This is a genomic window from Polaribacter pacificus (assembly GCF_038024035.1).
Lineage (GTDB): Bacteria > Bacteroidota > Bacteroidia > Flavobacteriales > Flavobacteriaceae > Polaribacter > Polaribacter pacificus.
In genome coordinates this window covers 1,415,953-1,442,797 of the sequence record NZ_CP150664.1, presented here as the reverse complement: position 1 = coordinate 1,442,797, position 26,845 = coordinate 1,415,953, and the positions used below count along the sequence as shown (strand labels likewise).

Annotated in this window: 17 protein-coding genes; 9 read left to right on the top strand and 8 right to left on the bottom strand. The window is 36.3% G+C overall.

Features of this window, described 5'->3' with window-relative positions; all coding sequences use genetic code 11:
* Nucleotides 1-131 precede the first annotated feature (131 nt).
* From WHC90_RS06530 to WHC90_RS06500, 7 genes are all read left to right on the top strand, one after another.
* Entirely contained in the window at nt 132-6,239 is a 6,108-nt protein-coding gene (locus tag WHC90_RS06530) for an MBG domain-containing protein (protein ID WP_188597676.1), read from the top strand.
* 311 nt (nt 6,240-6,550) lie between these two features.
* Nucleotides 6,551-12,370, top strand: coding sequence for an MBG domain-containing protein (locus WHC90_RS06525; protein WP_340818754.1), 5,820 nt, complete (start codon nt 6,551-6,553; stop codon nt 12,368-12,370).
* A 172-nt stretch (nt 12,371-12,542) separates the two neighbouring features.
* Nucleotides 12,543-13,901 (top strand): DEAD/DEAH box helicase, encoded by a 1,359-nt coding sequence (locus WHC90_RS06520; RefSeq protein ID WP_188597673.1) that lies wholly within the window; start codon nt 12,543-12,545, stop codon nt 13,899-13,901.
* Nucleotides 13,902-13,981: 80 nt separating this feature from the next.
* Complete coding sequence (locus WHC90_RS06515; protein ID WP_188597672.1) at nt 13,982-14,644, top strand: hypothetical protein; 663 nt, start codon at nt 13,982-13,984, stop codon at nt 14,642-14,644.
* Nucleotides 14,637-15,413, top strand: a complete 777-nt coding sequence (locus WHC90_RS06510) for a sensor histidine kinase (protein WP_188597671.1) — start codon at nt 14,637-14,639, stop codon at nt 15,411-15,413. Before WHC90_RS06515 ends, WHC90_RS06510 begins: the two co-directional genes overlap by 8 nt.
* A 2-nt stretch (nt 15,414-15,415) precedes the next feature.
* Nucleotides 15,416-16,087, top strand: coding sequence for a response regulator transcription factor (locus tag WHC90_RS06505; RefSeq protein ID WP_188597670.1), 672 nt, complete (start codon nt 15,416-15,418; stop codon nt 16,085-16,087).
* A 460-nt stretch (nt 16,088-16,547) separates the two neighbouring features.
* Entirely contained in the window at nt 16,548-16,913 is a 366-nt protein-coding gene (locus tag WHC90_RS06500) for a Na(+)-translocating NADH-quinone reductase subunit F (protein WP_188597669.1), read from the top strand.
* 54 nt (nt 16,914-16,967) lie between these two features.
* Here WHC90_RS06500 and WHC90_RS06495 read toward each other — a convergent pair whose 3' ends face one another.
* Entirely contained in the window at nt 16,968-17,834 is an 867-nt protein-coding gene (locus WHC90_RS06495) for an OmpA/MotB family protein (RefSeq protein ID WP_188597668.1), read from the bottom strand.
* A gap of 128 nt (nt 17,835-17,962) precedes the next feature.
* Between WHC90_RS06495 and WHC90_RS06490 the strand changes: the two genes are divergently transcribed.
* On the top strand, nt 17,963-18,937 hold the full coding sequence (locus tag WHC90_RS06490) for an FAD:protein FMN transferase (protein WP_188597667.1): 975 nt from the start codon (nt 17,963-17,965) through the stop codon (nt 18,935-18,937).
* An 89-nt stretch (nt 18,938-19,026) separates the two neighbouring features.
* Nucleotides 19,027-20,325 carry a hypothetical protein gene (locus WHC90_RS06485; protein ID WP_188597666.1) on the top strand — a complete coding sequence of 433 codons (1,299 nt, stop codon included), beginning with the start codon at nt 19,027-19,029 and terminating at the stop codon, nt 20,323-20,325.
* Nucleotides 20,326-20,327: 2 nt separating this feature from the next.
* Here WHC90_RS06485 and WHC90_RS06480 read toward each other — a convergent pair whose 3' ends face one another.
* The 7 genes from WHC90_RS06480 to WHC90_RS06450 all read right to left on the bottom strand — a co-directional run bounded on the left by WHC90_RS06480 (nt 20,328) and on the right by WHC90_RS06450 (nt 26,796).
* Complete coding sequence (locus WHC90_RS06480) at nt 20,328-21,143, bottom strand: class I SAM-dependent methyltransferase (RefSeq protein WP_188597665.1); 816 nt, start codon at nt 21,141-21,143, stop codon at nt 20,328-20,330.
* Between the two features lies 1 nt (nt 21,144).
* Entirely contained in the window at nt 21,145-21,951 is an 807-nt protein-coding gene (map, locus tag WHC90_RS06475; RefSeq protein WP_188597664.1) for a type I methionyl aminopeptidase, read from the bottom strand.
* A 133-nt stretch (nt 21,952-22,084) separates the two neighbouring features.
* Complete coding sequence (locus tag WHC90_RS06470; RefSeq protein WP_188597663.1) at nt 22,085-22,489, bottom strand: BT0820 family HAD-type phosphatase; 405 nt, start codon at nt 22,487-22,489, stop codon at nt 22,085-22,087.
* Between the two features lie 5 nt (nt 22,490-22,494).
* Complete coding sequence (locus tag WHC90_RS06465; RefSeq protein ID WP_188597662.1) at nt 22,495-23,034, bottom strand: TlpA family protein disulfide reductase; 540 nt, start codon at nt 23,032-23,034, stop codon at nt 22,495-22,497.
* Nucleotides 23,035-23,049: 15 nt separating this feature from the next.
* Entirely contained in the window at nt 23,050-24,567 is a 1,518-nt protein-coding gene (gpmI, locus tag WHC90_RS06460; protein WP_188597661.1) for a 2,3-bisphosphoglycerate-independent phosphoglycerate mutase, read from the bottom strand.
* A 68-nt stretch (nt 24,568-24,635) separates the two neighbouring features.
* Nucleotides 24,636-25,715, bottom strand: coding sequence for a family 10 glycosylhydrolase (locus WHC90_RS06455; RefSeq protein WP_188597660.1), 1,080 nt, complete (start codon nt 25,713-25,715; stop codon nt 24,636-24,638).
* Between the two features lie 13 nt (nt 25,716-25,728).
* Complete coding sequence (locus tag WHC90_RS06450) at nt 25,729-26,796, bottom strand: carbohydrate-binding family 9-like protein (protein ID WP_229664882.1); 1,068 nt, start codon at nt 26,794-26,796, stop codon at nt 25,729-25,731.
* Nucleotides 26,797-26,845 lie beyond the last annotated feature (49 nt).

Here is a 26,845-nt window from a genome sequence, read left to right as displayed (position 1 = left end):
CAATCTTAGCCTTTAATTAAGAAAAAGGGATGCTCTTTTGAGAATTCATCTCTTTTGTTTTTTATCTCGATGCATATAATTTTATAAAAGTTATTTCAAAATCAACTAAATCAATATTAAAGAATTGTACCATGACTAAAACTACTTATTCTTTCTCTTTTCTTTTTTTAATGCTATTTGTCAATAGTCTTATTTTTGGGCAAAGTCCTAATCCTGGTATTATGGAGTTTGCACCAATAGTAAATATAGATGAAACTGTATCTGTTTCTGATACGGATATTCATAAAGAACCTAAAATAGATACTAGAAAATTTGGAGGAGCAAAAAGTGCTTCACCGGTTTTTGAATCCTCAAATTCAGTAGTACAAGAAGAAGGTGTTGCTACCACAACCACCATTTTAGATGTCAATGCAACAGATGGTAGTGGCGGAAGCACTGATGCCAATGTAACCTATGCGTTAAGTGGCACAGATGCATCTGATTTTACTATAGATGCAAATTCTGGTGTAATTACTTTTGCAGCAATTCCAGATTGGAGCAATCCTGCAGATGCAGATACAAACAATATATATAGTTTTAAAGTTACAGCAACTAATAATTTAAGCACAACAAAAGATCAAGATATTACAGTTTATGTGTTTCCAAAAAATGGGCTCACAGGAACAGAAATAGCCCAACAAGTAGGCGGAGATATTGATGGAGAGGCTGCAGGTAATCTATCTGGGAAATCATTGAGTTTTAGTTCAGATGGCAAAACCGTTGCCATTGGAGCTCACCTTAACGCAGGAGTGAATGGATCTGCTTCAGGGCACGTGCGCGTTTATGCTTACAATGGCAGTGTTTGGACCCAGTTAGGAACGGATATTGATGGAGAGACTGCTGGTGATTACTCAGGGACTTCAGTGAGTTTGAGTGCTGATGGCAAAACGGTTGCCATTGGAGCAACTCAAAACGATGGAAATGGATCTAATTCAGGTCAGGTGCGTGTTTATTGGTATAATGGTAGTGACTGGACTCAGTTAGGCGGGGATATTGATGGAGAGGCTGCGAGTGATAAAGCAGGCTATTCCGTTAGTTTAAGTTCAGATGGCAAAACGGTTGCTATTGGAGCTCACCCTAACGCAGGAGTGAATGGATCTAATTCAGGACACGTGCGCGTTTATGCCTACAATGGCAGTGCCTGGACTCAGTTAGGAACTGATATTGATGGAGAGGCTGCAAATGATGAGTTAGGGTATTCAGTAAGCATAAGTACTGATGGTAAAACGGTTGCTATTGGAGCACGTAAAAACGATGGAAATGGATCTGATTCAGGTCATGTACAGATTTATAATTACAATGGCAGTGCATGGGTACAGTTAGGTGGGGATATTGATGGAGAGGCTGCTGGTGATTACTTAGGATACTCAGTGAGTTTAAGTGCCGATGGTAAAACGGTTGCCATTGGAGCTACTAATAACGCAGGAGTGAATGGATCTAATTCTGGGCACGTGCGCGTTTATGCTTACAATGGCAGTGCCTGGACCCAGTTAGGAACTGATATTGATGGTGAAGCTGCAAATGATGAATTAGGGTATTCAGTAAGCTTAAGTTCAGATGGAACTACGGTTGCCATTGGAGCTCGCTCTAACGCAGGAGTGAATGGGTCAGGTTCAGGTCATGTACGCATTTATAGGTTAACAAGTAATACATGGACACAAGTAGGAGCAGATATTGATGGAGAGGCTGCAAGTGATCAATCAGGACGTTCAGTGAGTTTAAGTGCTGATGGAACTACGGTTGCCATCGGAGCTCCCTATAACGCAGGAGTGAATGGAACTAATTCAGGTCATGTACGCATTTATAAATTAATTGTACCGACACCAGTTTTTGAATCCTCAAATTCAGTAGTACAAGAAGAAGGGACAGCAATTGCAACCACCATTTTGGATGTCAATGCAACAGATGGTAGTGGCGGAAGCACTGACACCAATGTAACCTATGCGTTAAGTGGTACAGATGCATCTGATTTTACTATAGATGCAAATTCGGGTGCAATTGCTTTTGCAGCAATTCCAGATTGGAGCAATCCGGCAGATGCAGATACAAACAATATATATAGTTTTAAAGTTACAGCAACTAATCATTTAAGCAAGACAAAAGATCAAGATATTACAGTTTATGTGTTTCCAAAAAATGGACTCACAGGAACAGAAATTGCCCAACAAGTAGGCGGTGATATTGATGGTGAGGCTTCTTATGATTATTCAGGGGCATCAGTTAGTTTTAGTGCCGATGGTAAAACCGTTGCCATTGGTGCTTATTATAACGACGGAAATGGGGCTGAATCAGGTCATGTACGCATTTATAATTACAATGGCAGTGCCTGGACCCAGTTAGGAACTGATATTGATGGAGAGGCTGCTGGTGATTACTCAGGGACTTCAGTGAGTTTGAGTGCCGATGGAAAAACTGTGGCAATTGGAGCTACTAATAATGATGGAAATGGACCTGATTCAGGTCAGGTTCGTGTTTATACTTACAATGGCAGTGCCTGGATACAGTTAGGAAGCGATATTGATGGAGAAGCTGCAGGTGATCGATCAGGTAGGTCAGTGAGTTTGAGTTCAGATGGAAAAACGGTTGCCATTGGAGCTAATGGAAACGGCGGAAATGGATCATATTCGGGTCATGTACGTATTTATGCTTATAATGGGAGTGCCTGGGCCCAGTTAGGAACTGATATTGATGGAGAGGCTTCGTATGATAACTTAGGGCGTTCAGTGAGTTTGAGCTCAGATGGGAAAACCGTTGCCATTGGTGCTTATTATAACGACGGAAATGGATCTGATTCAGGTCAGGTACGCATTTATACTTACAATGGCAGTGCATGGGTACAAGTAGGAAGCGATATTGATGGGGAGGCTGCAGGTGATTACTCAGGTATTTCAGTGAGTTTGAGTTCAAATGGGAAAACCGTTGCCATTGGAGCAAGTCAAAACGGCGGAAATGGATCATATTCGGGTCAGGTGCGCGTTTATACCTATGCTAACAGTGTATGGACGCAAGTAGGAACTGATATCGATGGAGAGGCTGCAGGTGATCTATCAGGATATTCAGTGAGTTTAAGTGCTGATGGCAAAACGGTTGCCATTGGTGCTTCTGTAAATGATGGAAATGGAACTGATTCAGGTCATGTACGCATTTATAGGTTTACAAGTAGTACATGGGTACAAGTAGGAGCAGATATTGATGGAGAGGCTGCAGGTGATCGAACAGGCAATTCCGTGAGTTTGAGTGCCGATGGAAAAACGGTTGCCATTAGTGCTTATTTAAATGGTGGAAATGGAACTAATTCAGGTCATGTACGCATTTATAAATTAATTGTACCATCTCCAGTTTTTGAATCATCAAATTCAGTAACACAAGAAGAAGGTATTGCTACCACAAGCACCATTTTAGATGTCAATGCAACAGATGGTAAAGGCGGAAGCGCTGATACCAATGTAACCTATGCGTTAAGTGGTACAGATGCATCTGATTTTACTATAGATGCAAATTCTGGTGCAATTGCTTTTGCAGCAATTCCAGATTGGAGCAATCCTGCAGATGCAGATACAAACAATATATATAGTTTTAAAGTTACAGCAACTAATCATTTAAGCAAGACAAAAGATCAAGATATTACAGTTTATGTGTTTCCAAAAAATGGACTCACAGGAACAGAAATTGTCCAACAAGTAGGCGGTGATATTGATGGAGAGGCATTAGGCGACAACTCTGGGTATTCAGTGAGTTTTAGTGCCGATGGCAAAACCGTTGCTATAGGTGCTTATTATAACAACGGAAATGGCTCTAGAGCTGGACACGTTCGTATCTATAGTTACAAGAATAGCAGTTGGACTCAGTTAGGTGGCGATATTGATGGAGAGGCTTCTGAAGATAACTCAGGGACTTCAGTGAGTTTGAGTTCAGATGGAAAAACCGTGGCCATTGGCGCTCGTTATAATGATGCAAATGGGTCTAAATCAGGTCAGGTGCGTGTTTATACCTACAATGGCAGTGCCTGGACTCAGTTAGGAAGCGATATTGATGGAGAGGCTGCAAATGATCTTTCAGGTTGGTCCGTTAGTTTGAGTTCAGATGGAAAAACGGTTGCCATTGGAGCTATTGGAAATGGCGGAAATGGATCATATTCGGGTCATGTACGTATTTATGCTTATAACGGGAGTGCCTGGACCCAGTTAGGAACTGATATTGATGGAGAGGCTTCATATGATAACTTAGGGCGTTCAGTGAGTTTGAGTTCAGATGGGAAAACCATTGCCATTGGAGCAAATCAAAATGGCGGAAATGGATCATATTCGGGTCATGTACGTATTTATACTTACAATGGCAGTGCATGGGTACAAGTAGGAAGCGATATTGATGGAGAGGCTGCAAGTGATTACTCAGGTGTTTCAGTGAGTTTGAGTTCAGATGGAAAAACGGTTGCCATTGGAGCTAATGGAAATGACGGAAATGGATCTGATTCAGGTCAGGTTCGCGTTTATACCTATGCTAACAGTGTATGGACGCAAGTAGGAACTGATATCGATGGAGAGGCTGCAGGTGATCACTCAGGATATTCAGTGAGTTTGAGTGCTGATGGCAAAACTGTTGCCATTGGAGCATATCAAAACGATGAAAATGGAACTGATTCAGGTCATGTACGCATTTATAGGTTTACTAATAATACATGGAAACAAGTAGGAGCAGATATTGATGGGGAGACTGAGTATGATAAATCAGGCTATTCCGTTAGTTTGAGTGCAGATGGAACTACGGTTGCCATTGGAGCTCCTTATAACGCAGGAGTGAATGGAAATAATTCAGGTCAGGTACGTGTTTATAAACTTATTTTAGATACAACTGTACCAACGCTTGTTAGTACAAGCCCATCAGATGATGCTACGGGAGTTGCTGTAGGTAGTAATTTAACACTTACCTTTAGTGAGAACATGGCAAAAGGCACAGGAAACATTGTAATTTATGATGCTTTAGATGATGCTTTAGATGATGCTTTAGATGATGCTGTTGTAGCAACCATTGCAGTTACAAGTGATCAAGTTAGCATTACAGACAAGGTGGTTACAATTAATCCAACAGCAGATTTATTAAAAAGCAAGAATTACTATGTTCAAGTTGCAAATACTGCATTGAAGGATGCATCAGGCAATGCGTTTGCAGGTATTTTAGACAAGACAAGTTTTAATTTTGCTACTGAGCTAAAAGCAACACCAACCATTACGTTTTCAAATTTATCAAAAACTTACGGTGATGCAGCCTTTGATTTAACGGCAACCACAAGTTCATCAGCAAGCATTAGCTATAGTGTTGTTGCAGGAGGTACAGGAGCAGTTACTTTATCAGGGAAAAATGTGACCATCACAAAAGCAGGTACTGTAAAAATCAAAGCAAGTGTTGCAGCAAATGCCAATTATGAAGCTGCAGCAAAAGAGATTACACTTACAATAAACAAAGGATCTTTAACGGTAACAGCAAATGCACAGAGCAAAGTGTATGGAACAACAGAGCCTACTTTAACCTATACCATTACTGGATTTGTTAATGAAGATTCCGAAGCCAGTTTAGATACAGGAGTGAGTATCTCTAGAGCAGCAGGAGAGAATGCAGGTACCTATGTCATTACACCATCTGGAGCATTAGATTCTAATTACAGCATTGCCTTTGTTTCTAAAGATTTCACCATCACCAAAGCCACGCAAACAATTAGCTTTGGAGCGTTGAGCCATACACAAGATATTTTTGATTTAACAGCGACCAGTTCATCAGGATTGGCCGTAGATTATAGCAGTTCAAACACAGCTGTTGCAACTATTTCTGGTAAAACAGTAACAGTGCTTTCAGGAGGTGTGACCAACATTACAGCTACGCAAGTTGGAGATGCAAATTACCATCCAGCCACAGCAGTTGTTCAGGTGTTAACGGTTATTCGATTAGGCGTAGATGAAGACGTCTTATTGTCTAAGACAGTTCAGGTATATCCAAACCCGGCAACTAATTTTATACATGTAGATTTAGGGAATATAAACAAAGCCCATATCAAGATCTATAGCATCACCGGAAAACAGCTTCTAGAGGTACAAGACTATACTTCAAAAGGGGTTTTAAACATCAGTAGTTTAAAACCAGGGATGTATTTATTAAAAATAGAAAGTGATACTACTAGTACGATGAAGAAGTTTATAAAGAGATAGCTTATTAGAAACGTATAACCAATTGATAAATAGTGATTAAAAAGCCTACGCAGTACTGCGTAGGCTTTTTTTATGAAGTATAAATTGTAACGCTTTTGTAACGCTTTTCTTATCAATTCTTTTCAATTTTTCACCAATATTAGCCTTAATCCCCCTGAGAAATAAGAGACATAAAAGTTTTGTGATTTTACTCCTAGGGTTTTATTGATTTGATCTTATCTAGAAAGTCAATTATTAGAAATGGATAATAACTTCAAGGAATTAATTAAATAATAACAAATAAAATTACAGATTTATTAAACAGTCATCTTATGAAAAAACACTACTTATTTTTCTTATTAATGTTTAGCAGTTTATTTGCAACGTTACAAGGACAAACCAATAACTCTCCAACATTTACCTCTACAGCGATCACTACGGTAGATGAAAACACAGCATATTCGTATATCATAACTAGCACAGATGCAGATGGTGATAACCAAACAATTTCTGCAACTACGCTACCTAGCTGGTTAACACTAACAAATACAGTAACAGTAAGTACTTTTGCTGGAGGTTCATGGGGGAATACAGACGGGACAGGAACCGCAGCTAAATTTAAGTATCCTTCTGGAGTAGCTGTAGATGACTCAGGAAATGTGTATGTAGCAGATTATAATAATAATCTTATTCGAAAGATAAGCCCAGAAGGCGTAGTAAGTACTTTAGCAGGAAATGGATATGGTTTTGCAAACGGCACAGGAACCGCAGCTAAATTTATGCATCCTTATGGATTGGCTGTAGATGGCTCAGGTACTGTGTATGTGGCAGAATATAGTGGAAATCGTATTCGAAAGATCAGCCCAGAAGGCGTGGTAAGTACTTTTGCAGGAAGTACATCTGGTTATGCAGATGGCACAGGAACCGCAGCTCAGTTTTCTGGTCCTAAAGACTTAGCCGTAGATGGGTCAGGCACTGTGTATGTGGCAGATTCTAATAATAATCTTATTCGAAAAATAAGCCCACAAGGAGTAGTAAGTACTTTTGCAGGTTCATTAACTTCAGGTAGTTCAGACGGTACAGGAACAGCAGCTCAATTTAGTAAACCTTATGGAGTTGCTGTAGATGGCTCAGGAACTTTGTATGTAGCTGATACTAATAACAATCTTATTCGAAAGATAAGCCCAGCAGGTGTAGTTAGTACTTTGGCATCTCAATTAAATACTCCTTATGGAGTAGCTGTAGATGACTCAGGGACCGTGTATGTGACAGATTATAATAAACATCGCATCCGAAAGATAAGTCCAGACGGCGTAGTAAGTACTTTGGCAGGAAATGAAAATGGAGTTTCAGGAAGTACATCTGGTGAAGGAACAGTAGCTAGATTTAAGTATCCTTATGGACTAGCAGCAGATAGCTCAGGGACTGTGTATGTGGCAGATTCTTATAATTCTAGTATCAGAAAGGTAATACAAAAAACCGTACTTACAGGAACACCAACTTCGGCAAATGTAGGGCCGCACAGTGTAGTTTTAGAGGTTTCTGATGGCAATGGAGGTACCATGCAACAATCTTTTTCCATAACTGTTGTAGATACAACTCCACCTGTATTTGAGAACAGTACCCCTAACGCATCTTCGGTAGCGCAAACAAGTTTTACTTTAAACACAGATATAGACGGAGCAGGAACCATTTATTACGTAGTCGTTTCAGATGGAGCAACAGCACCAACAGCTGCAGAAGTAAAAGCAGGCACAGCCTCAGGAGGAGGATCAGCTATAACCCATGGTAACGCAGCGGTAAGCGCAGGTGGTTTTACCAATGATTTTAGTGTTGCAGGTTTAACAGCAAATACGGCTTATGATGTGTATGTGGTTGCTCAAGATGATGTAAGCACTCCAAATCTTCAGGCTGCGGTTACTAAAATTGATGTGACGACTACCGCACAGATAGTGATTACAGAAATCATGTATAATTCACCTGAATCTGGGGTAGATACAGCTGAATTTATTGAGTTTTATAATGCAGGATCTACTCCCGTTAATATGGTTGGGTATTCTATCCAAGATGCAGTTGTGTATACTTTTGGAAATGTGACTATTAATGCAGGAGATTATTATGTATTAACAACAAACTTGGTGAGTTTCGCGGCTACATATGGTTCAAGTGCAGATGCTCAATGGACATCAGGAGATTTGTCTAATGGAGGAGAAGTTATTGAGCTTAAAAATTCTCTTGGAAATCAGGTAGATTATGTAAATTATGATGATAGTACTCCTTGGCCCACTGGTAGTACTTCAGGAAAGCCAGACGGTGGAGGGGCTTCAATCGTTTTGTACGACATTAGTTCAGACAATAATGACGGAACTAATTGGCGGGCATCAATAAATAATCTAGGAATAACTGTTAATGGAGTACCTATTACGGCAAGTCCTGGCGTTAAAAATGTTATTAGACCAGAGGTTACTAGTGTTACTGTGCCAACAGCTACCACTTATGTTACTGGTCAGGATTTAGTTTTTACAGTTAATTTTAATAAAAATATTACTGTTAATACAACAGGAGGTATACCACAACTAGCTATTACAATTGGAGCTACAGTTCGTCAAGCTGTATACCAAAGTGGTAGTGGATCTGGCGCAATAGTATTTAGATATGCCATTCTAGCGGGTGATTTAGATACTGATGGAATAACAGTGGGGACTTTAGCTGCTAATGGAGGAACTTTTCAGGATAGTGTTTCTAATGACGCAAACTTAACCTTAAATAGTGTTGGAGCAACAAATGGTGTTTTGGTAGATGCATTGGCACCTGTTTTAAACTCATCTGTACCAACAGACAATGCTATTGGTGTTCTTCTAAGTCAAAACATAAAATTAACTTTTTCAGAGAATATTAATAAAGGGACAGGAAATATAGTAATTTATGATGCTTCTAATGATACCGCTGTAGAAACGATTGCAGTAACGAGTAGTCATGTTTCTATTAGTAATCATATAGTAACGATAAATCCAACAGCAGACCTATTAAAAAGTAAAAATTATTATATACAAATTGCCAATACAGCATTTAAAGATGCATCCAGTAATTATTTTGCCGGAATCTTAGACAAAACAACCTTTAGTTTTGCAACAGAGTTAAAAACAACACCAACAATTACTTTTGAAGATTTTACAAAAACTTATGGAGATACAGCTGTTACATTAGCTGCAACATCAAATTCAACAGGATCCATTAGTTACAATATTGTTACAGGTGGTTCAGGTACAGCTACTTTATCTGGCACCAACAATGCAACACTTATCCCTGGTAATGTTGGTACTGTAAAAATTAAAGCAACACAGGTTACAGATGCCAACTATTTACAAACAGAAAAAGAGATTACCCTTACCATCACTAAAAAAGCCATCACTATTACAGCCGATGCTAAGAGCAAGGTGTATGGCGCTACAGACCCAAGTTTAACCTATCAGATTACAACAGGTAGTTTAGAAACAGGTGATGTGTTGACAGGAAGTTTAACAAGAATAGCAGGAGAAGATTTTGGAACCTATGCGATTGGTTCAACCTTAGCCAATGCGAATTACGACATTACGTTTGTATCAAAAGATTTGACCATTGCTAAAAAAGCCATCACTATTACAGCCGATGCAAAGAGCAAGGTGTACGGGGCTACAGATCCAAGTTTAACCTATCAAATTACAACGGGTAGTTTAGAAACAGGCGATGTGTTGACAGGAAGTTTAACAAGAATAGCAGGAGAGGATGTTGGAGCCTACACGATCGGTTCAACCTTAGCCAATACAAATTACAGCATCACCTTTGTATCAAAAGAATTGACCATTGCTAAAAAAGCCATCACTATTACAGCCGATGCAAAGAGCAAGGTGTATGGTGCTATAGATCCAAGTTTAACCTATCAAATTACAGCAGGTAGTTTAGAAACAGTTGATGTGTTAACGGGAAGTTTAACAAGAATAGCAGGAGAGGATGTTGGAGCCTACACGATCGGTTCAACCTTAGCCAATACAAATTACAGCATCACCTTTGTATCAAAAGAATTGACCATTGTTAAAAAACCCATCACCATTACTGCTGATGCAAAGAGCAAGGTGTATGGTGCTACAGACCCAAGTCTAACCTATCAGATTACAACAGGTAGTTTAGAAACAGGTGATGTGTTAACAGGAGGTTTAACAAGAGTAGCAGGAGAGGATGTTGGAGCCTATGCGATCAGTTCAACCTTAGCCAATACAAATTATGACATTACGTTTGTGTCAAAAAAATTGACCATTGCTAAAAAAGCCATCACCATTACAGCCGATGCAAAGAGCAAGGTGTATGGCGATTCAGATCCAAGTTTAACCTATCAGATTACAACAGGTAGTTTAGAAACAGGTGATGTGTTAACAGGAGGTTTAACAAGAATAGCAGGAGAGGATGTTGGAGTCTATGCACTCGGTTCAACCTTAGCCAATACAAATTACGACATTACGTTTGTGTCAAAAGATTTGACCATTGTTAAAAAAGGCATCACCATTACAGCCGATGCTAAGAGCAAGGTGTATGGGGCTACAGATCCAAGTTTAACCTATCAGATTACAACGGGTGTTTTAGAAACAGGTGATGTGTTGACAGGCAGTTTAAAAAGAGTAGCAGGAGAGGATGTTGGAGCCTATGCGATCAGTTCAACCTTAGCCAATACAAATTACGGCATCACGTTTGTGTCAAAAGATTTGACCATTGTTAAAAAAGGCATCACCATTACAGCCGATGCTAAGAGCAAGGTGTATGGGGCTACAGATCCAAGTTTAACTTATCAGATTACAACAGGTAGTTTAGAAACAGGTGATGTGTTAACAGGAGGTTTAACAAGAATAGCAGGAGAGGATGTTGGAGTCTATGCACTCGGTTCAACCTTAGCCAATACAAATTACGACATTACGTTTGTGTCAAAAGATTTGACCATTGTTAAAAAAGGCATCACCATTACAGCCGATGCTAAGAGCAAGGTGTATGGGGCTACAGATCCAAGTTTAACCTATCAGATTACAACGGGTGTTTTAGAAACAGGTGATGTGTTGACAGGCAGTTTAAAAAGAGTAGCAGGAGAGGATGTTGGAGCCTATGCGATCAGTTCAACCTTAGCCAATACAAATTACGGCATCACGTTTGTGTCAAAAGATTTGACCATTGTTAAAAAAGGCATCACCATTACAGCCGATGCTAAGAGCAAGGTGTATGGGGCTACAGATCCAAGTTTAACCTATCAGATTACAACGGGTGTTTTAGAAACAGGTGATGTGTTGACAGGCAGTTTAAAAAGAGTAGCAGGAGAGGATGTTGGAGCCTATGCGATCAGTTCAACCTTAGCCAATACAAATTACGGCATCACGTTTGTATCAAAAGAATTGACCATTGTTAAAAAACCCATCACTATTACAGCCGATGCTAAGAACAAGGTGTATGGGGCTACAGATCCAAGTTTAACCTATCAGATTACAACGGGTGGTTTAGAAAAAGGCGATGTGTTGACAGGCAGTTTAACAAGAATAGCAGGAGAGAATGTTGGAACTTATGAGATTGGTTCAACCCTAGCGAATGTAAACTACAGTATCACTTTTGTCTCTAATAACTTAACCATTGCAAAAGCTACCCAAACCATTACATTTGAAACATTAACACACGTTCAAGATGTTTTTGATTTTACAGCTACCAGTTCATCAGGATTGGCAATTACGTACACAAGTTCTAATACGAATGTAGCAACAATTTTGGGGAATACGGTAACAGTTTTATCAGTAGGCACAACTAATATTACAGCCCAACAAGCAGGAGATGCAAATTACGAAGCTGCCCCTGATGTTGTTCAAGTTCTAACCATTATTCAATTTGGAGAAGACCAAGATATTTTGTTATCAGAAGCTGTTCAAGTATATCCAAATCCAGCAACTAATTTTATACGTGTAGATTTAGATACTTTAGACAAAGCTCGCATCAAGATATATAGCATCACCGGAAAACAACTTCTAGAGGTACAAGACTATACTTCAAAAGAAATCTTAAATATCAGTAGTTTAAAATCAGGGATGTATTTGTTAAAAATAGAAAGTGATACTACTAGTACGATGAAGAAGTTTATAAAGAGATAGTAAAATAGGACTAATAAAAAAAGTATTTATTAAAAAAGCATCCGAAGAAATTTGGGTGCTTTTTTGTGTGTATTCAATTTGGTCTATAGAAATGTGTATTAGTTTTTAAGACAGGTCTTTTACTAAAAAGTGCGGTATATAAAATGTATCTTTGCAGCATAATATATTTGTAATGCAAACTACTTTTCACGATTTAAATTTATCTACGCAGCTTTTAAATGCCATAGAAGATTTAGGATTTACACATCCAACTCCTATTCAAGAGCAGGCTTTTTCTGTGGTAAGATCAGGTAAAGACATTGTTGGGATCGCACAAACAGGTACGGGTAAAACCTTTGCCTATATGATGCCTATTCTTAGAGATTTAAAATTTACAGAACAAAAACACCCAAGAATTTTAGTTTTGGTTCCTACCAGAGAACTTGTTACACAAGTAGTTGAAGAGATAGAAAAGTTAGCCAACTATATTACTTTGCGTGTATTAGGTGTCTATGGTGGAGCAAACATCAACGTGCAAAAAAGAGCAATTTTACAAGGTCAAGATATTATTGTAGCCACTCCCGGAAGACTGTATGATTTAGCCTTAAGCAAGGCGCTAAACATGAAATCTATTCAGAAATTAGTTATTGATGAGGTTGATGTAATGTTAGATTTAGGCTTTCGTTTTCAGCTCTTAAATATTTTTGACATACTCCCAGAACGCAGACAAAATATTATGTTTTCTGCAACCATGACTCAAGATGTAGATGCCTTAATCACCGATTTTTTTAAAGCACCAGAAAAAGTGTCTATTGCGGTGAGTGGAACTCCCCTAGACAATATCGCACAATGTTATTATAATGTGCCTAATTTTTACACAAAAGTAAACCTGCTAAATTTCTTGCTAAAAGACAAAGAAACGTTTACCAAAGTATTGGTGTTTGTCGGAAACAAAAGAAGTGCAGATAGATTGTTTGCTGCTCTAGATGAATCGTATGCTGATGAAATATGTGTAATCCATTCAAATAAGACTCAAAACTATAGAGAGCGCTCAATTCGTCAGTTTGATGATGGAATGAATCGCATTTTAGTTGCCACTGATGTGATGGCTCGTGGATTGGATTTGGATGAAATTAGCCACGTAATTAATTTTGATACTCCTAGTTTTCCTGAAAACTACATGCATAGAATTGGAAGAACAGGAAGGGCTGCTCATGAAGGTCAAAGTATGTTGTTTGTAACCCCAGCAGAGGAAGAAAATAAGGCTGATATTGAAACATTGATGAACTACGAAATTCCAGAAATTGAATTTCCGTCAGAAGTTGAAATTTCGGATCAATTAACACCAGAAGAGAGACCCGAAGAGCTAGAAATTTACAATCCTCTTAAAACCCAAAAGGATGAGTTTGCTCCTGGACCTGCTTTTCATGAAAAAAGTGAAAAAAACAGCAAAACTAACCAAGGAGGAAGTTACCGAAGAGAAATTGCTAAGAAATATAAAAAGCCAAAAACAAGAGGGGATAAAAACTACAATAAGAGAAATAAAAGATAGAAACAGCAACCAATGAGTCTAGTTTTTGCTAATTGTTTTTTAATTTTGTATTTTTAAGGACATTTTATACGATAAACTAAATGTCCAATAATGACCCCTACTTATTGGGTTTTCTCGTAAGTGTTTTTAGCTTACTGCTTTTGTTTTTAAATGCAGTATTGTTTTTAACCAAGGTAAAAACCTTTAAAAACAAAATCTATACAATTGTTGCCTGTTATTTAACAGGCTTGTTTGTCGTAGAATTTTTTTGCAACCTAATAGGTTATGCCAACCCTGGTAATAATTTATTTCTTTCCCATTTTTATTTCAACGCCCAGTTTTTGCTATTAAGTTTGGTTTTTTATCGACTTTTTAAAGATAAGAAGGCTAAAAATATAGTACTGATAAGTTCATCTTTAGTTTTTGTACTGATCATTTTTTCATATATAAAAAAACCTGAGTTATTTTGGGAGTTTAACTTGTTTGAAATTGTATCAACCTCTTTGTTGTTAGTTATATACGCATTGAGACACCTTTACAAAACCTTAGGTGAAGAAAAACAATATATGTATTTAATGACAGGCTTAATCATGTATTTGATTTGTAGCTGTCTGATATTTTTGTCTGGAAATTATGAATTGGTCTTTATTGAAGATCCCTATATAGATATTTGGATTTTTAACTCTATTTTTTATATTGTTTATCAGGCCTTAATTTTTACCGAGTGGAACTATATTCGTAAAAAATACAAAGCAGGTGTTTAAAAACGACCAATTACTACTCCTTATAAGTTATGGTATCATATTTTTTGCCATAGTTACCATTGCAATTATAATTTTTGTTTGGAAATCTAGAAAAAAAATCCTTCAAAAAGAAGTAGAGAAGAAAGAGTTAGAAATACAATTTCAAAAGAAAATATTACAAGCGTCTATCATTGCACAAGAAAAGGAACGTTCAAGGATTGCCCAAGAACTACATGATGATATTAGTGCTAAATTAAATGTGGTTTCACTGCAAGCCTACGCTTTGATTTCAGAAAAATTAACAATAGAAGAAACCAAAGAAATGGTAGACACATTACTTGTCACCATTAAAAAAACAGCAGAAAGCTCAAGAAATTTAGCTCATAACCTATTGCCACCAATACTGTCTGAATTTGGCCTGCATGAAGCGATTAAAGAATTGGTTTTAGATGTTAATAATACCAAAGCAGTCGCTATTCATTATACAAATTCATTGGATTTCACCTCGTTAAACGACAACAGTCAGTTGCATGTATTTAGAATTCTACAGGAATTGATAAACAATTCAATCAAACACGGTAAATCAACAAAAATTCAAATTGATTTTAAAACCCTAACGGGAAAAAGAACTTGTTATTATAGTGATAACGGAGTTGGTTTTAATGTAGAAAAAATACAATATAAGGGCTTAGGAATGATTAGTTTAGAGAATAGAATTCTCTTTTTAAATGGAAGCTATTATTTTTCTTCTCAGGTTGGTAAGGGATTTCAATACACTTTTAATTTTTAAATATGACCCTAAAAAAAATACATATTGCACTAGCAGATGACGAAGTCTTGTTTAGAAAAGGCATGGCTTTTTTATTGGAAAAACAAACTGATATTTCTGTTGTTTTTGAAGCAAATAATGGACGTGAATTACTAGATTATCTAGAGAGCACTAGCAAATATCCAGATATTATTTTAATGGATTTAAAAATGCCTTTGTTAAACGGTATAGAGGCCACAAAACAAATTTCACATCGATATCCAGAGATTAAAATTGTGGCATTGACTAGTTATAATTCACCTTCTTTTATCGCCAATGTCATTGATGTAGGAGCAGCTTCTTATTTGGTAAAGACATCAAACCCAAAAGATGTTTTACTGGTGATTCATGAAATTATGGACAAGGGATTTTATTATGATGCTGAGATATTAAAGTGTCTTAAAGAAAAGCCACCTACGGCTATAAAGACCGTTTTAGATGCTGATTTTTTAACAGAAAGAGAACTTGAAATATTAAGCTTAATTTGCCAGCAACACAGTACTAAAGAAATTGCAGAACAGCTATTTTTAAGCAAACGAACCGTAGAGTGGCACCGTAATAATTTACTTATTAAAACGCAGTCGAAAAATTTTGCAGGACTGGTTGTATTTGCATTTAAAAACCAGTTAGTTGGTATAAATGAAGGAGACTTATAACTCTCATTATATGAAAACCAGTATTTATACTGGTTTTTTTTTGCTTAGTTACCTGTACATTTGAACAAGCTATGTATACCCCCATATTACAGATAGCTGGGTACACTATGGTGAGAAGCCTAATTTTGCTTCGCATAATTTATACTAGATATAAACAAAAACTATGTGCTGCCCAAAATGTCAATCAAAAGCTAAGAATAGGATTAGAAGAACCTTCTTTGAAAGGTACTTTTTAAAAGGTACCAGATACCAATGTGTAGACTGCAAATGCAAATATTTTAGTACTCGCCATAGGATTTCTAAATGGGAAATACTCTTGAGTACCATGGTTGCACTTCTGGCATGGACTCTTATTTTTATATTGTTGTAGACAATCAAAATTTTTGACAGTTCACTTTACTTAACAAGTTCTTTTTTTTATTCAAAAACAGTACTTTTGTAGTTAAATATAAGAATAACTATGGAAGCTTTAAACGATCAAGAGATTCATAATTTAGGAATGAATTTTATCGGAAAAAAACTACAAGAAATGGGCTATGAATTTGTAGCCATCAACAGTCAATTAAAAAAGCATCCACAGTTTGTATTGTTTAAAAAAGGTGAGCCAACTATTTTTGTTTTGGTGAAGACCTCTAACAATATTCAAAACCCAGAAAGCTATGATGTACTTTGGATGGAAACCTTTAAAGAGCATGCAAAAAAGCAGAATGCTCAAGTTTGGTATGCTGGGATTGGAATCGCTAATGCACACAGTGTAGAGGCACCAGTGTTTAAAAACCAGCCTTATTATTTTGCATTTGAAGATTTTATAAAAATTTTAGATTAAACACAAAAAAAAGCCTGACTAAAGAGTCAGGCTTTTTTTATGCATACACAATGCTTATTCATTGTCTTCTTCTAATAACTCAAAGAATTGATCCAATCTTGGCATGATGATAATTTTTGTTCTTCTGTTTTTTGCTCTGTTAGCTTCTGTATCATTCGGAGCTAATGGAACATAACTACTTCTACCAGCAGCGATCAAACGACCTGGATTCACTTGGAATTTGCTTTGTAAAAGTCTCACAATAGAAGTTGCTCTTTTTGCTGATAAATCCCAGTTGTCTTCTAAGAATTCAGTTTTAATTGATTTAGAATCTGTATGCCCTTCAATCATCACGTCCATTTCTGGCTGTCCGTTGATTACTGTGGCAACTTTTTCTAATACTTTATAAGCACTACTGTTTACGTCGTAACTTCCGCTTTTAAATAATAACTTATCCGAAATAGAGATAAATACAACTGTTTTTTCTACGTCAATTATAATGTCTTTGTCGTTTAGACCATCTTTTAACTCTTTTGTCAAGTGATAAGAAATTGCCAAATTCAATGAATCCTTTTTGGTCATGGCTTTTCTGATATACTTAATGTACTGGTCTTTTTTGCTTAACTGAATTAAAGTCTCTTTAATATTGTCATTAGCACCTTGGGTAAGTACAGTTAAATTATCAACAAATTCTAAAGTTTTTTGCTTGTCTTTTTTCAATTCTAAAATGGTTGCTTCTAAATCAGAGATTTTATCTTTGTTTCCATCCAATAGCGATTGATTTTTTTCTTTGTCAATTAAGCAATCAGTTAAAGTTGCTTTTGCAACTTTTAAATCATTTTGGGTTTGTAAGTGAGAAGCCTCTAAACTAAGGTAGTCTTTCTTAGAAACACAAGAAGAAATCAGGGTTGCTACCAATACTAGTAAAAATATTTTTTTCATTTTAGAATAGTGATTTTAATTTCTACAAAAGTATGAAATTTGCTTGCAAAAAAGAGCATAAATAATGGTTTTGTGATGATTTTATGAATTTTTTATATTTTATCTTTGTCTTTCTTAATAAATAAACAATGAAACGTTTTTATACTATAGCCCTGTCTCTACTTTTTATTACTTGTACAATTCAAGAAGAGCACAAACTGGTTAAGTTAGAGGGACTAGTTTTTGGAACTACCTACCATATTAGCTATCTCGCAAGCACAAAAAGTAGTTTTCAATCAGAGATTGATAGTTTGTTTGCTTTGGTAAATAAATCACTTTCAACCTATATACCTACCTCTGATATTTCTAAAATTAACAAAGGTGACTCTACTGTTGTTGTTGATCCTTTTTTTACTGAAGTTTTTCAGAAATCAAAAGAAATTTACAAGGACACAGATGGGTATTTTGACCCAACCATAGGGATGTTAGTAAACGCCTGGGGATTTGGGCCAGAAAAGCAAAACAACCCCTTAGATAGCTCTAAAGTAGAAGAGATGATGGCTTTTGTGGGCTTGGATAAGATTCAATTAATTGACAATCGAATCAAAAAGAAAGATCCAAGAATTTATCTTGATTTTAATTCTATCGCCAAAGGCTATGGAGTTGATGTCATTGCTCGTTTTTTAGAAGGCAAACAGATTTCAAATTATTTGGTAGAGATAGGAGGAGAAATCAGAGCTAGAGGAACCAATGCTAAAGATCAGTATTGGAAAGTAGCTATCGAAAAACCAAACACAGACGGTTCTCAATCTTTTGAAACAGTAATTAGCCTTAAAAACCAATCCATGGCAACATCGGGTAATTATAGAAAGTTTAGAATTTCAAAAGAGGGTAAAAAGTACGTACATACTGTAAACCCAAAAACAGGATTCGCAAAAGAGAGCAATTTGCTCAGTGCCTCAGTAATTTCCAATTCAGATTGCGCTGATGTAGATGCTTATGCAACTGCTTTTATGGCAATGGGTTTTGAAAAAGCACGTGAATTAGTGGAAAGCCAAACTAAGTTTAAGGTGTTTTTTATGTATTTGGATGTTGATGGGAATATTGCTGAGTATGCTAATTAGCAAGGGAGTAGAAGACTTTGTGTTTTTTAATTATTATTTTTTGGCTATCTTGCGGCCCTAATTACAAAGGGATAATTTAAATATAGAATATGAAAAAGAGCTTGTTGATTATGTGTATGATGTGTTCATTTGTATATGCAAATGCACAAACTAATGAGGAAATAGCAGGAGTTTACATCTCTAAATCTAAAGATAATTTTAACAATTCAAAGATTGTAGAAGCCCAGACTGATTTTAACAAAGCGATGAAGCTTTTAGATACTATAAAAAGTGCTTCTGTCGCAAAATTGGGTACATTAATTGAGTTTGGTCTTAAGAATTACAAAAAGTCTAGAAGTTATGCAAAGCAATACTTTCTTCTCGAAAAGAATAAGAAAACTAGCGAATACCAGCAACTTTTAGAACTATATGTAACTCTTCAGGAGTTTATAGAAAAAGAGGATTTGGCTTTTTTAGAAAAGGAAAAGCTTAGAATTGCTCAAGAGAATGCAAAACAATGGAACGACTCTTTAAAAACTGTTTGGGAAGATCAATCAGCTGATTTTCTATTAGGATACAGTCATATTGCTCCTTTTGATAACAACGGTGTTGCGGTATTTCAACAGGGTGAGTTTTTTGGTTTAATTGATGATAAAGGAACTGTTTTATTAAGTGCTGACGTATACAAAGATGCTAGAGCTTATGAAGGCTATGTACTTTTGATGAATCAAAAAAACAATCCAACCCAATTATACGCCTATAATACAGCGCAAAAAGAAGGTTTACTGCTTCCAGATATTAATGGGTTTAACCCGCTTTCTACTAATTATGGGACAGTGATGTTGCCCAGAGGAAACGGCAAGGTTATAGCCTATCCTAACAATTCTTTAAAGGTGATGGTCTTTAATTTAGCAGAGAATAAGTTAGAGCCATTTACCAATGAAAAAAATATTTTTAAAGAGTTAAAACGCACAGATAAGATAGAAAAATACAATTCTGATGGTCAAGTTAGAATTGGAGGAGAATGGTATCACTTTGGAGGGCATTTAGGTGGAGGAATCTATCCGTTATTTAATGATGATTACAGTATGTTTGGTTATTTGTGTGGAATCGACGGCAAGGTATTGGCTGCAGATCAGTACAATCACATAGGAGCTTTTTACAATGAAAGTGCAGAGGTTACTAATGCAGAAGGTACTAAATGGATCAATCAAAACGGTACAGAAATAGAAGCTAAAATCAATCAAGAATTTACTTATTCGGGTAGTTCAAAGCTAGTTAAATTAGAAAATGGTTATCAAATTCAGACAGAGATTGACGGTAAAAAGTATCTTATTTTAGGAGATAAGAAATTGGTCTTACTAGATGATTTTATCAAAGAAAACCCATATGTTGTAAAGCAAGAGTAATTTTATCCTTTTGAACATACAGGGAGTATTTCTCCTGGAGTTAAACAAAATCGCTTTACCAATTCTGGAGCGATTTTTTTTGTATAATCAAGCTCATTAACAACAAAACCAACTTTGCGTAATTTGTCAAAATAATCACGGCCATACACTCGAACATGATCGTATTGACCAAACAGTTTTGCTCGTTCTTTAGGGTCAGTAATTGAATCGTCTTCAAAAGTAACAGTTCTGCTTAAGTCTTGAGGTATTTGAAAAATACCTAAACCTCCGGGTTTTAAAACTCGATACAATTCTTGCATCGCTTTGGTGTCATCTGAAATATGTTCTAAAACATGATTGCAAAAAACCACATCAAAAGAATTTTCTTCAAAGGGAAGATCACAAATGTCTGCTTTGACATCTGCTATGGGTGAGTATAAATCTGCAGTGGTATAATCAATGTTTTTTTGCTGCTTAAAACGCTTTAAAAAACATTGTTCTGGAGCCATATGCAAAACACGCAATTTTGCCTTGTCAGAAGGCCCCCTTAAATTAAAAGATAGTTCTTGGTTGTTTGCTGGTTTAAAGAAATCAGTATCCTCTTTAAGAAACAACCATAGCAATCGGTGTCTTTCAAGTGAAAGTGTGCTTGGAGATAAAGCATTTTCTCGTTGGTTTCCATATCCGTAAGGCAAAAATTTGCGAAAACTTTTACCATCGATTGGGTCTGTAAAATTTGATCCTTTTAAATAGAATGCAATAAAAGGTTTTACAAAATAACTTGCTTTAATAAGCAAAGGCCTTGGAACGGTATTGAGTATGCTTTTAAAAAGTCCCAAATTACTTGGCTCTAAATTCGTCTTCTTCGTTTGAGCTAATTCCTAAAGCCTCATAGATATATTGAAAGGTAGAGAGTAACTCTGGTTTCCCGTTGACTATGGCTACATCATGCTCAAAATGCGCAGATGGTTTTCCGTCTCTGGTTAAAATTGTCCAGCCATCTTTAAGCTGATTAATTTGATGAGTTCCCATGTTAATCATTGGTTCTATTGCAACCACCATTCCGTTAGCAAATTTCTTTCCTCTCCCGCGTTTGCCATAATTAGGCATTTCTGGGTCTTCGTGCATTTTTCTTCCCAAGCCATGACCTACAAGTTCTCTAACCACACCATAACCATGCTTTTCAGCATATTGTTGGATAGCAAAGCCAACATCACCAACTCGGTTTCCGGCTTTAAATTCTCGAATTCCTTCGTACAAACTTTGTTTGGTAACGTCTAGTAATTTTTTTGTTTCTGGATCTACTTCTCCAACTTCAAAAGTATAGGCATGATCTCCATAAAAACCATTTTTTAAAGCTCCACAGTCAATAGAAATAATATCTCCATCAACCAAAGGCTCATCAGTAGGAAATCCATGTACCACTTGAGCATTTGGGCTCATACACAAAGTGTTTGGAAAGTCGTATAAACCTAAGAAACCAGGTATGGCACCTTCTGATCGAATAAAATCTTCTGCTAATTTATCCAATTGAAGGGTGCTAACTCCAGGCTTTACTTCTTTTGCAAGCATTCCTAAGGTTTTAGAAACAATTAATGCACTTTCTCGCATCAATTCTATTTCTTCGAGTGTCTTTATATGAATCATGTTCAAAAAATTAAAGGGCAAAGATACTTTAAAAAATAAATATGTCCTTAGTACTTTACACAGATACTAGAGACTTCTTTAAAAGTATATTTAAAATGTTTTTTTGTAAAATAAAAAGAAATCTAATTTTACGTTACATCAGTCTTGAGAAAAAGCCTTTTTTCTTTTTAGGAATATCTGGTGTGTAGTTAAAAATTTGTTGATAGACGTCAGGCCAGCCTTTAAAACCACCTACATTTCGATCGTCAATAAACAAATCTGCATGTATTTTTCTGCTGATAGTATCATCGATTTCTTCTGCGGGATAACTTTTGTTGATTGCGTAAAAATCAATGCCTTTTTCTTTACAAAAAATCACAGCTTCCTCTAATGCTTTTCCAGATCGGTAGGTCCATAAGATTAAACGATGACCTTCTTCTTGAAGTTTTTTTAATGTTTCAAATGCAAAAAGCATTGGCTTTCCAATTTTTGGGTACGCATCTTCTACAATGGTTCCGTCAAAGTCAACGGCTATTATTAAACAATCTTTAGGGATCATAGTAATTAATTTTGATAAGAGTGTTTATAGGCTTTTCCGCTAAGGATTTTTAAAATGTCTTTTTCTAAAGACTCTCTAGCGTATTCTACATACCTTCCTATTTCTTTTTTCTCGTTTGTTTTTGGATCTTTTTTGTAAAAAATAAAAGTTGGAACCCTAATAATATTTAGGTTTTTTTCTAAGTTTTTAGGTGTTTTTTTACTTCGGTTAACGGTGATCATTTCTAGATTCTTTTCATCAAAATTGATAGCGTCTAGCAATTTATAAAAACGAGGAGTTTCTCTTCTGCTGTCTCCGCACCAAGTACCCATAAAAACTTTCACTTGAACATCTTTAAAAGCATCTTTTAAAACCGAAATAGATTTTTGATCGACTGTGTAAGCTATGTAATTAGCATCAAACCAGCTGTTGTACGGCGCTTGCTTGAAATCAGATCTGTGCGTAATTCCAACCAAATCTCCAACTGAATTTTTTACAGCCTTTTTTTGTGCCTGCGTATTGCAGCCCATAAGTAGTATTATGCAAAATAAATAAATGTTTCTCATAGGGGTATTATGCTTTTAAACAAGCGAATTTTGTGTCATTTCTTTGGGCTTTTTAAGACCCATTAAGTTTAAAATGGTAGGGGAAATATCGCCCAAGATACCATTTTTTATTGATTTTAGTTGGTTGTCTATTAAAATGATGGGCACAGGATTTGTTGTGTGCGATGTATTTGGACTACCATCTGGATTCATCATTGTTTCGCAATTTCCGTGGTCTGCAATTAAAAGTGTAGTATATCCATGATCCAATGCTGTTGTCACTACTTTTTTAGTGCAAATATCTACAGCTTCACATGCTTTTACCGCTGCGTCAAAATTACCCGTATGACCAACCATGTCGCCATTCGCAAAGTTTAAACAGATAAAATCTACCTCTTCTTTTTCTAACTCAGGGATGATAGCGTCTGTAATTTCATAGGCGCTCATTTCTGGTTTCAAATCATAAGTAGCTACCTTAGGAGAAGGGCACAATAAGCGTTTTTCTCCAATAAATTCTTTTTCTCTACCTCCAGAAAAGAAAAAAGTAACGTGTGGGTATTTTTCTGTTTCTGCAATCCTAATTTGTTTTTTTCCTGCTTTTTCTAATACTTCTCCTAAAGTGTTGTCTAAATTATCACTGTTGTAAATAACTTTGATATCCTTAAATCGATCATCGTAATTTGTTAGTGTAACAAAGTACAATGGCAATTTTTTCATTTGATAATCTGGATAATCTTCTTGAGTTAAAGCACTTGTTAGTTGTCTTCCTCTATCCGTTCTGAAATTAAAAAAAATGACCACATCATCTTTCTCAATTTTCGCTTTGGGAGCTCCCGTTTCGTCTGTTAATACAAGGGGTTTGATAAACTCATCTGTAATATCGTTGTTATAGGATTCTTGGATGCTGTCTAAGGCGTTGTTTGACATTTCACCACGACCATTTACAAGAGCATCATACGTAAGTTTTATGCGTTCCCAGCGATGATCTCTGTCCATAGCATAGTATCTCCCAGAGACAGTAGCTAGGCTTCCTGTGGTCTGCTGCATATGCTCTTCTATATTCTTAATAAACTGCTTCCCTGATTTAGGGTCACAATCTCTACCATCTGTAAAAGCGTGTAAAAATACATTTTGTACTTGGTTTTGATGAGCAGCAGTTAATAAGCCTTTGAGATGTTCAATATGAGAGTGAATTCCACCGTCAGAAACAAGGCCTACAAAGTGTAATTTTTTATTGTGCTTTTTAGCATGATCAAACGCAGCTATCAGGGTTTCTTCTTTTGCTAAAGTACCTTCATCGATGGCTTTGTTAATACGCGCTAAGTTTTGGTAAACAATTCTACCAGCTCCTAAGTTCATATGACCAACTTCAGAATTACCCATTTGTCCTTTTGGCAAGCCAACATGCTCACCATCTGTTCTTAAAGAAGCAGTAGGAAAGTTTTCTGACAAAGAGTTGATAAAAGGTGTTTTGGCATTAAAAATTGCCGATACTTTTGGGTTTTGAGTAATCCCCCAGCCATCTAATATGAGTAAAAGTACTTTTTTGTTCATCCTAAAAAATAAAGTGTAAAAATACAAAAGTTTTTTAGGAGTAGGCTTTTTTTAGTAGGTCAAATTGATCATTTGATGCCCCATTCTTTTTTTAATTTTACAAAAACAGCCTTTTGTTCTTTTGAAAGACCATCCGCTGTAAATATAGAAATACCAGAGGCACCATTTTTTTTAGCAATTCTAATTGCTTTTTCTAAATCAGCTGGGTCTTTTAACCCAGGAGCATATAGCCCAGAAATCACAGGAAAACTGACGTCAGAGACACCTTGTTTGGTAGCAAAACCAATCCAGTTGATGTTTTCTCTGTAGAAGTTTTGATATAGCATTGGGTAAGCGGTGTCTAGATTCCAATCATTCCATGCTTGACGAACCATTTGGCGAGACATTTCTGGAAAAGGGAATACAGCAGCCGTTACTTTTAATTTTTTTGCATGTGCTAGGTCACTAATTTCATTCACTAAACTCGTGATTGCATTTAGTCGAAATTGACGCCACTCTGTAGATAGTTCAGGGTGTTTAAAATTTAGTGGGTCTTTGTCAAAGATTTTTTTGAATTCCGCTCTTGCTATTGGATGGTAATCGTAATCGTATTCTGGCATTTCTGTCTCTTGGACTAAATTGTATTTGGGTTGTAAGTCGGCTCCCAAAATAACGTCAGGGTATCTAACATAATCCAAATGAACAGAAGCCAATCCCTTTACTTCCATTAGCTTTTTGGCATTGTTAATAATGTGATTTCTAGCACCTGGATGAAAAGGGCTAAGCCATTGATAATAATCTACATACGCTCTGTAGTCTAATGAGTTTTGACCCTTTCTGTTTACTGCATACCATTCGGGATGTTTTTTAGCCACAGTGTCACCGGGTCTGTTAAGTGTCCACATCCAGCCGTGAATTTTAATGTTTTTTTTAGCGGCCATCGGAACTAACTTTGCTAAAATCGCAGGAGAAGCTCCTATTAAAAGCTCACTAATCCCCAAAGAATCATAATAGGTTAGTTTCTTTTCCCAGTCTTGTTCTTTAAAATTAGCACCCGCTGAACCCCAGGAGCTAAAAGTAAATGTCTTTTTTTTAGAAGGTTCTTTGGAGGTGTTTGTTTTACAAGAAAACAAAACAGAAAGCAGTATAAAAAGGATGATTTGTTTCATGATACTAAAATGATTAGGATGTTTTTCTTAAGAGAGCTCCGTCTTCTTTAATGATGTAAGAAGTCCCTGTTTTTGTGTTTGTCGTTTTGATTGTAAAACCGGCATAGGTTTTTAAGAAACTTGCTTCAAGTTGGCAATCTTTATAAATAATTGTTGCAAAATTAATTGCTGTTCCAGGCTTTACAGTCTTTAAGTTTTGAAGGCTTTTGAAAGCGATTTCACGAAACAAGGCATAGCTCAATTGCTCGGATAGATGATCTGTTTGCTGTTTAAATTTAATTTTTTTTGAAGCCGTTTGATCCGAAAATTGAAGATAGCCCCAGTTCTCTGGTAAATGCATGTTAATAGCTCCCTGATTTGACCAAACCCAGTTGTATTCTGGTAAAAATTTACCAGCTTCCTTTTTTCTAGAATAGCGTTTGTTTTTTAGATCATAGTCCCATTGAACTCTTGAGAAATTTATGCGCCACTGTTCTTCGTTTTTTGGAACTCCTTTTCTTCCAGCTTTCAACTCATAAATATTAGCTAAAGGAATGGCAATTTCTACAGACCAAAAATTGTCTAAATCATCAGGGTTGTTTATGGTTCCATCAATATAAATTGCAGATTTAAGATTTTCTAAATGCCAGCTGTTTTTTGCTTTACCTCCTAAGTAATAGGGCTTATTTAAGTTTAAATCCCAAACAGTGCCCAATGCATTAATCTCTATTTCTCCATAATTATGAGTTGTGTTAGAGGGGTCTATAAAGACTTCAAAATCATTGTTGTAGTAGATTACGGCATCTCGCTTGGTAATATCACCCCAAATATGTGCTTCATAAAGTTTGGCATAGACATATAAATAATCCTCATCCCAAAGCATTTTAACTTGTGTCTTCTGACTGGGTGTTTTAATACCTTCAATGTCTATAAATTCATCTGTAAATAAAGCGGTTTTCCAACTCTCTTCCTCTGCTTTTCCATCAATAATCATGTTAGACGATGTCTTGTGAACAACATAGGTTTTGGGAGTTACAATTTTATTTGAAAGGTCTATAGAGATGGTGCTTTTTTGTTGGCAATTCCAGCAAAAAAAAATCAAAAAAATTAGAGTGTACCGGTAAAGAGAAGTAGTTTTCAATTAAATTTTT

Bases quoted from the DNA above. Each gene is read 5' to 3' on its own strand.
- WHC90_RS06530 (WP_188597676.1), top strand. From the start codon at position 132: ATGACTAAAACTACTTATTCTTTCTCTTTTCTTTTTTTAATGCTATTT.
- WHC90_RS06470 (WP_188597663.1), bottom strand. From the start codon at position 22,489: ATGATCCCTAAAGATTGTTTAATAATAGCCGTTGACTTTGACGGAACC.
- WHC90_RS06525 (WP_340818754.1), top strand. From the start codon at position 6,551: ATGAAAAAACACTACTTATTTTTCTTATTAATGTTTAGCAGTTTATTT.
- WHC90_RS06495 (WP_188597668.1), bottom strand. From the start codon at position 17,834: ATGAAAAAAATATTTTTACTAGTATTGGTAGCAACCCTGATTTCTTCT.
- WHC90_RS06490 (WP_188597667.1), top strand. From the start codon at position 17,963: ATGAAACGTTTTTATACTATAGCCCTGTCTCTACTTTTTATTACTTGT.
- WHC90_RS06500 (WP_188597669.1), top strand. From the start codon at position 16,548: ATGGAAGCTTTAAACGATCAAGAGATTCATAATTTAGGAATGAATTTT.
- WHC90_RS06485 (WP_188597666.1), top strand. From the start codon at position 19,027: ATGAAAAAGAGCTTGTTGATTATGTGTATGATGTGTTCATTTGTATAT.
- WHC90_RS06520 (WP_188597673.1), top strand. From the start codon at position 12,543: ATGCAAACTACTTTTCACGATTTAAATTTATCTACGCAGCTTTTAAAT.
- WHC90_RS06505 (WP_188597670.1), top strand. From the start codon at position 15,416: ATGACCCTAAAAAAAATACATATTGCACTAGCAGATGACGAAGTCTTG.
- map (WP_188597664.1), bottom strand. From the start codon at position 21,951: ATGATTCATATAAAGACACTCGAAGAAATAGAATTGATGCGAGAAAGT.
- gpmI (WP_188597661.1), bottom strand. From the start codon at position 24,567: ATGAACAAAAAAGTACTTTTACTCATATTAGATGGCTGGGGGATTACT.
- WHC90_RS06465 (WP_188597662.1), bottom strand. From the start codon at position 23,034: ATGAGAAACATTTATTTATTTTGCATAATACTACTTATGGGCTGCAAT.
- WHC90_RS06455 (WP_188597660.1), bottom strand. From the start codon at position 25,715: ATGAAACAAATCATCCTTTTTATACTGCTTTCTGTTTTGTTTTCTTGT.
- WHC90_RS06515 (WP_188597672.1), top strand. From the start codon at position 13,982: ATGTCCAATAATGACCCCTACTTATTGGGTTTTCTCGTAAGTGTTTTT.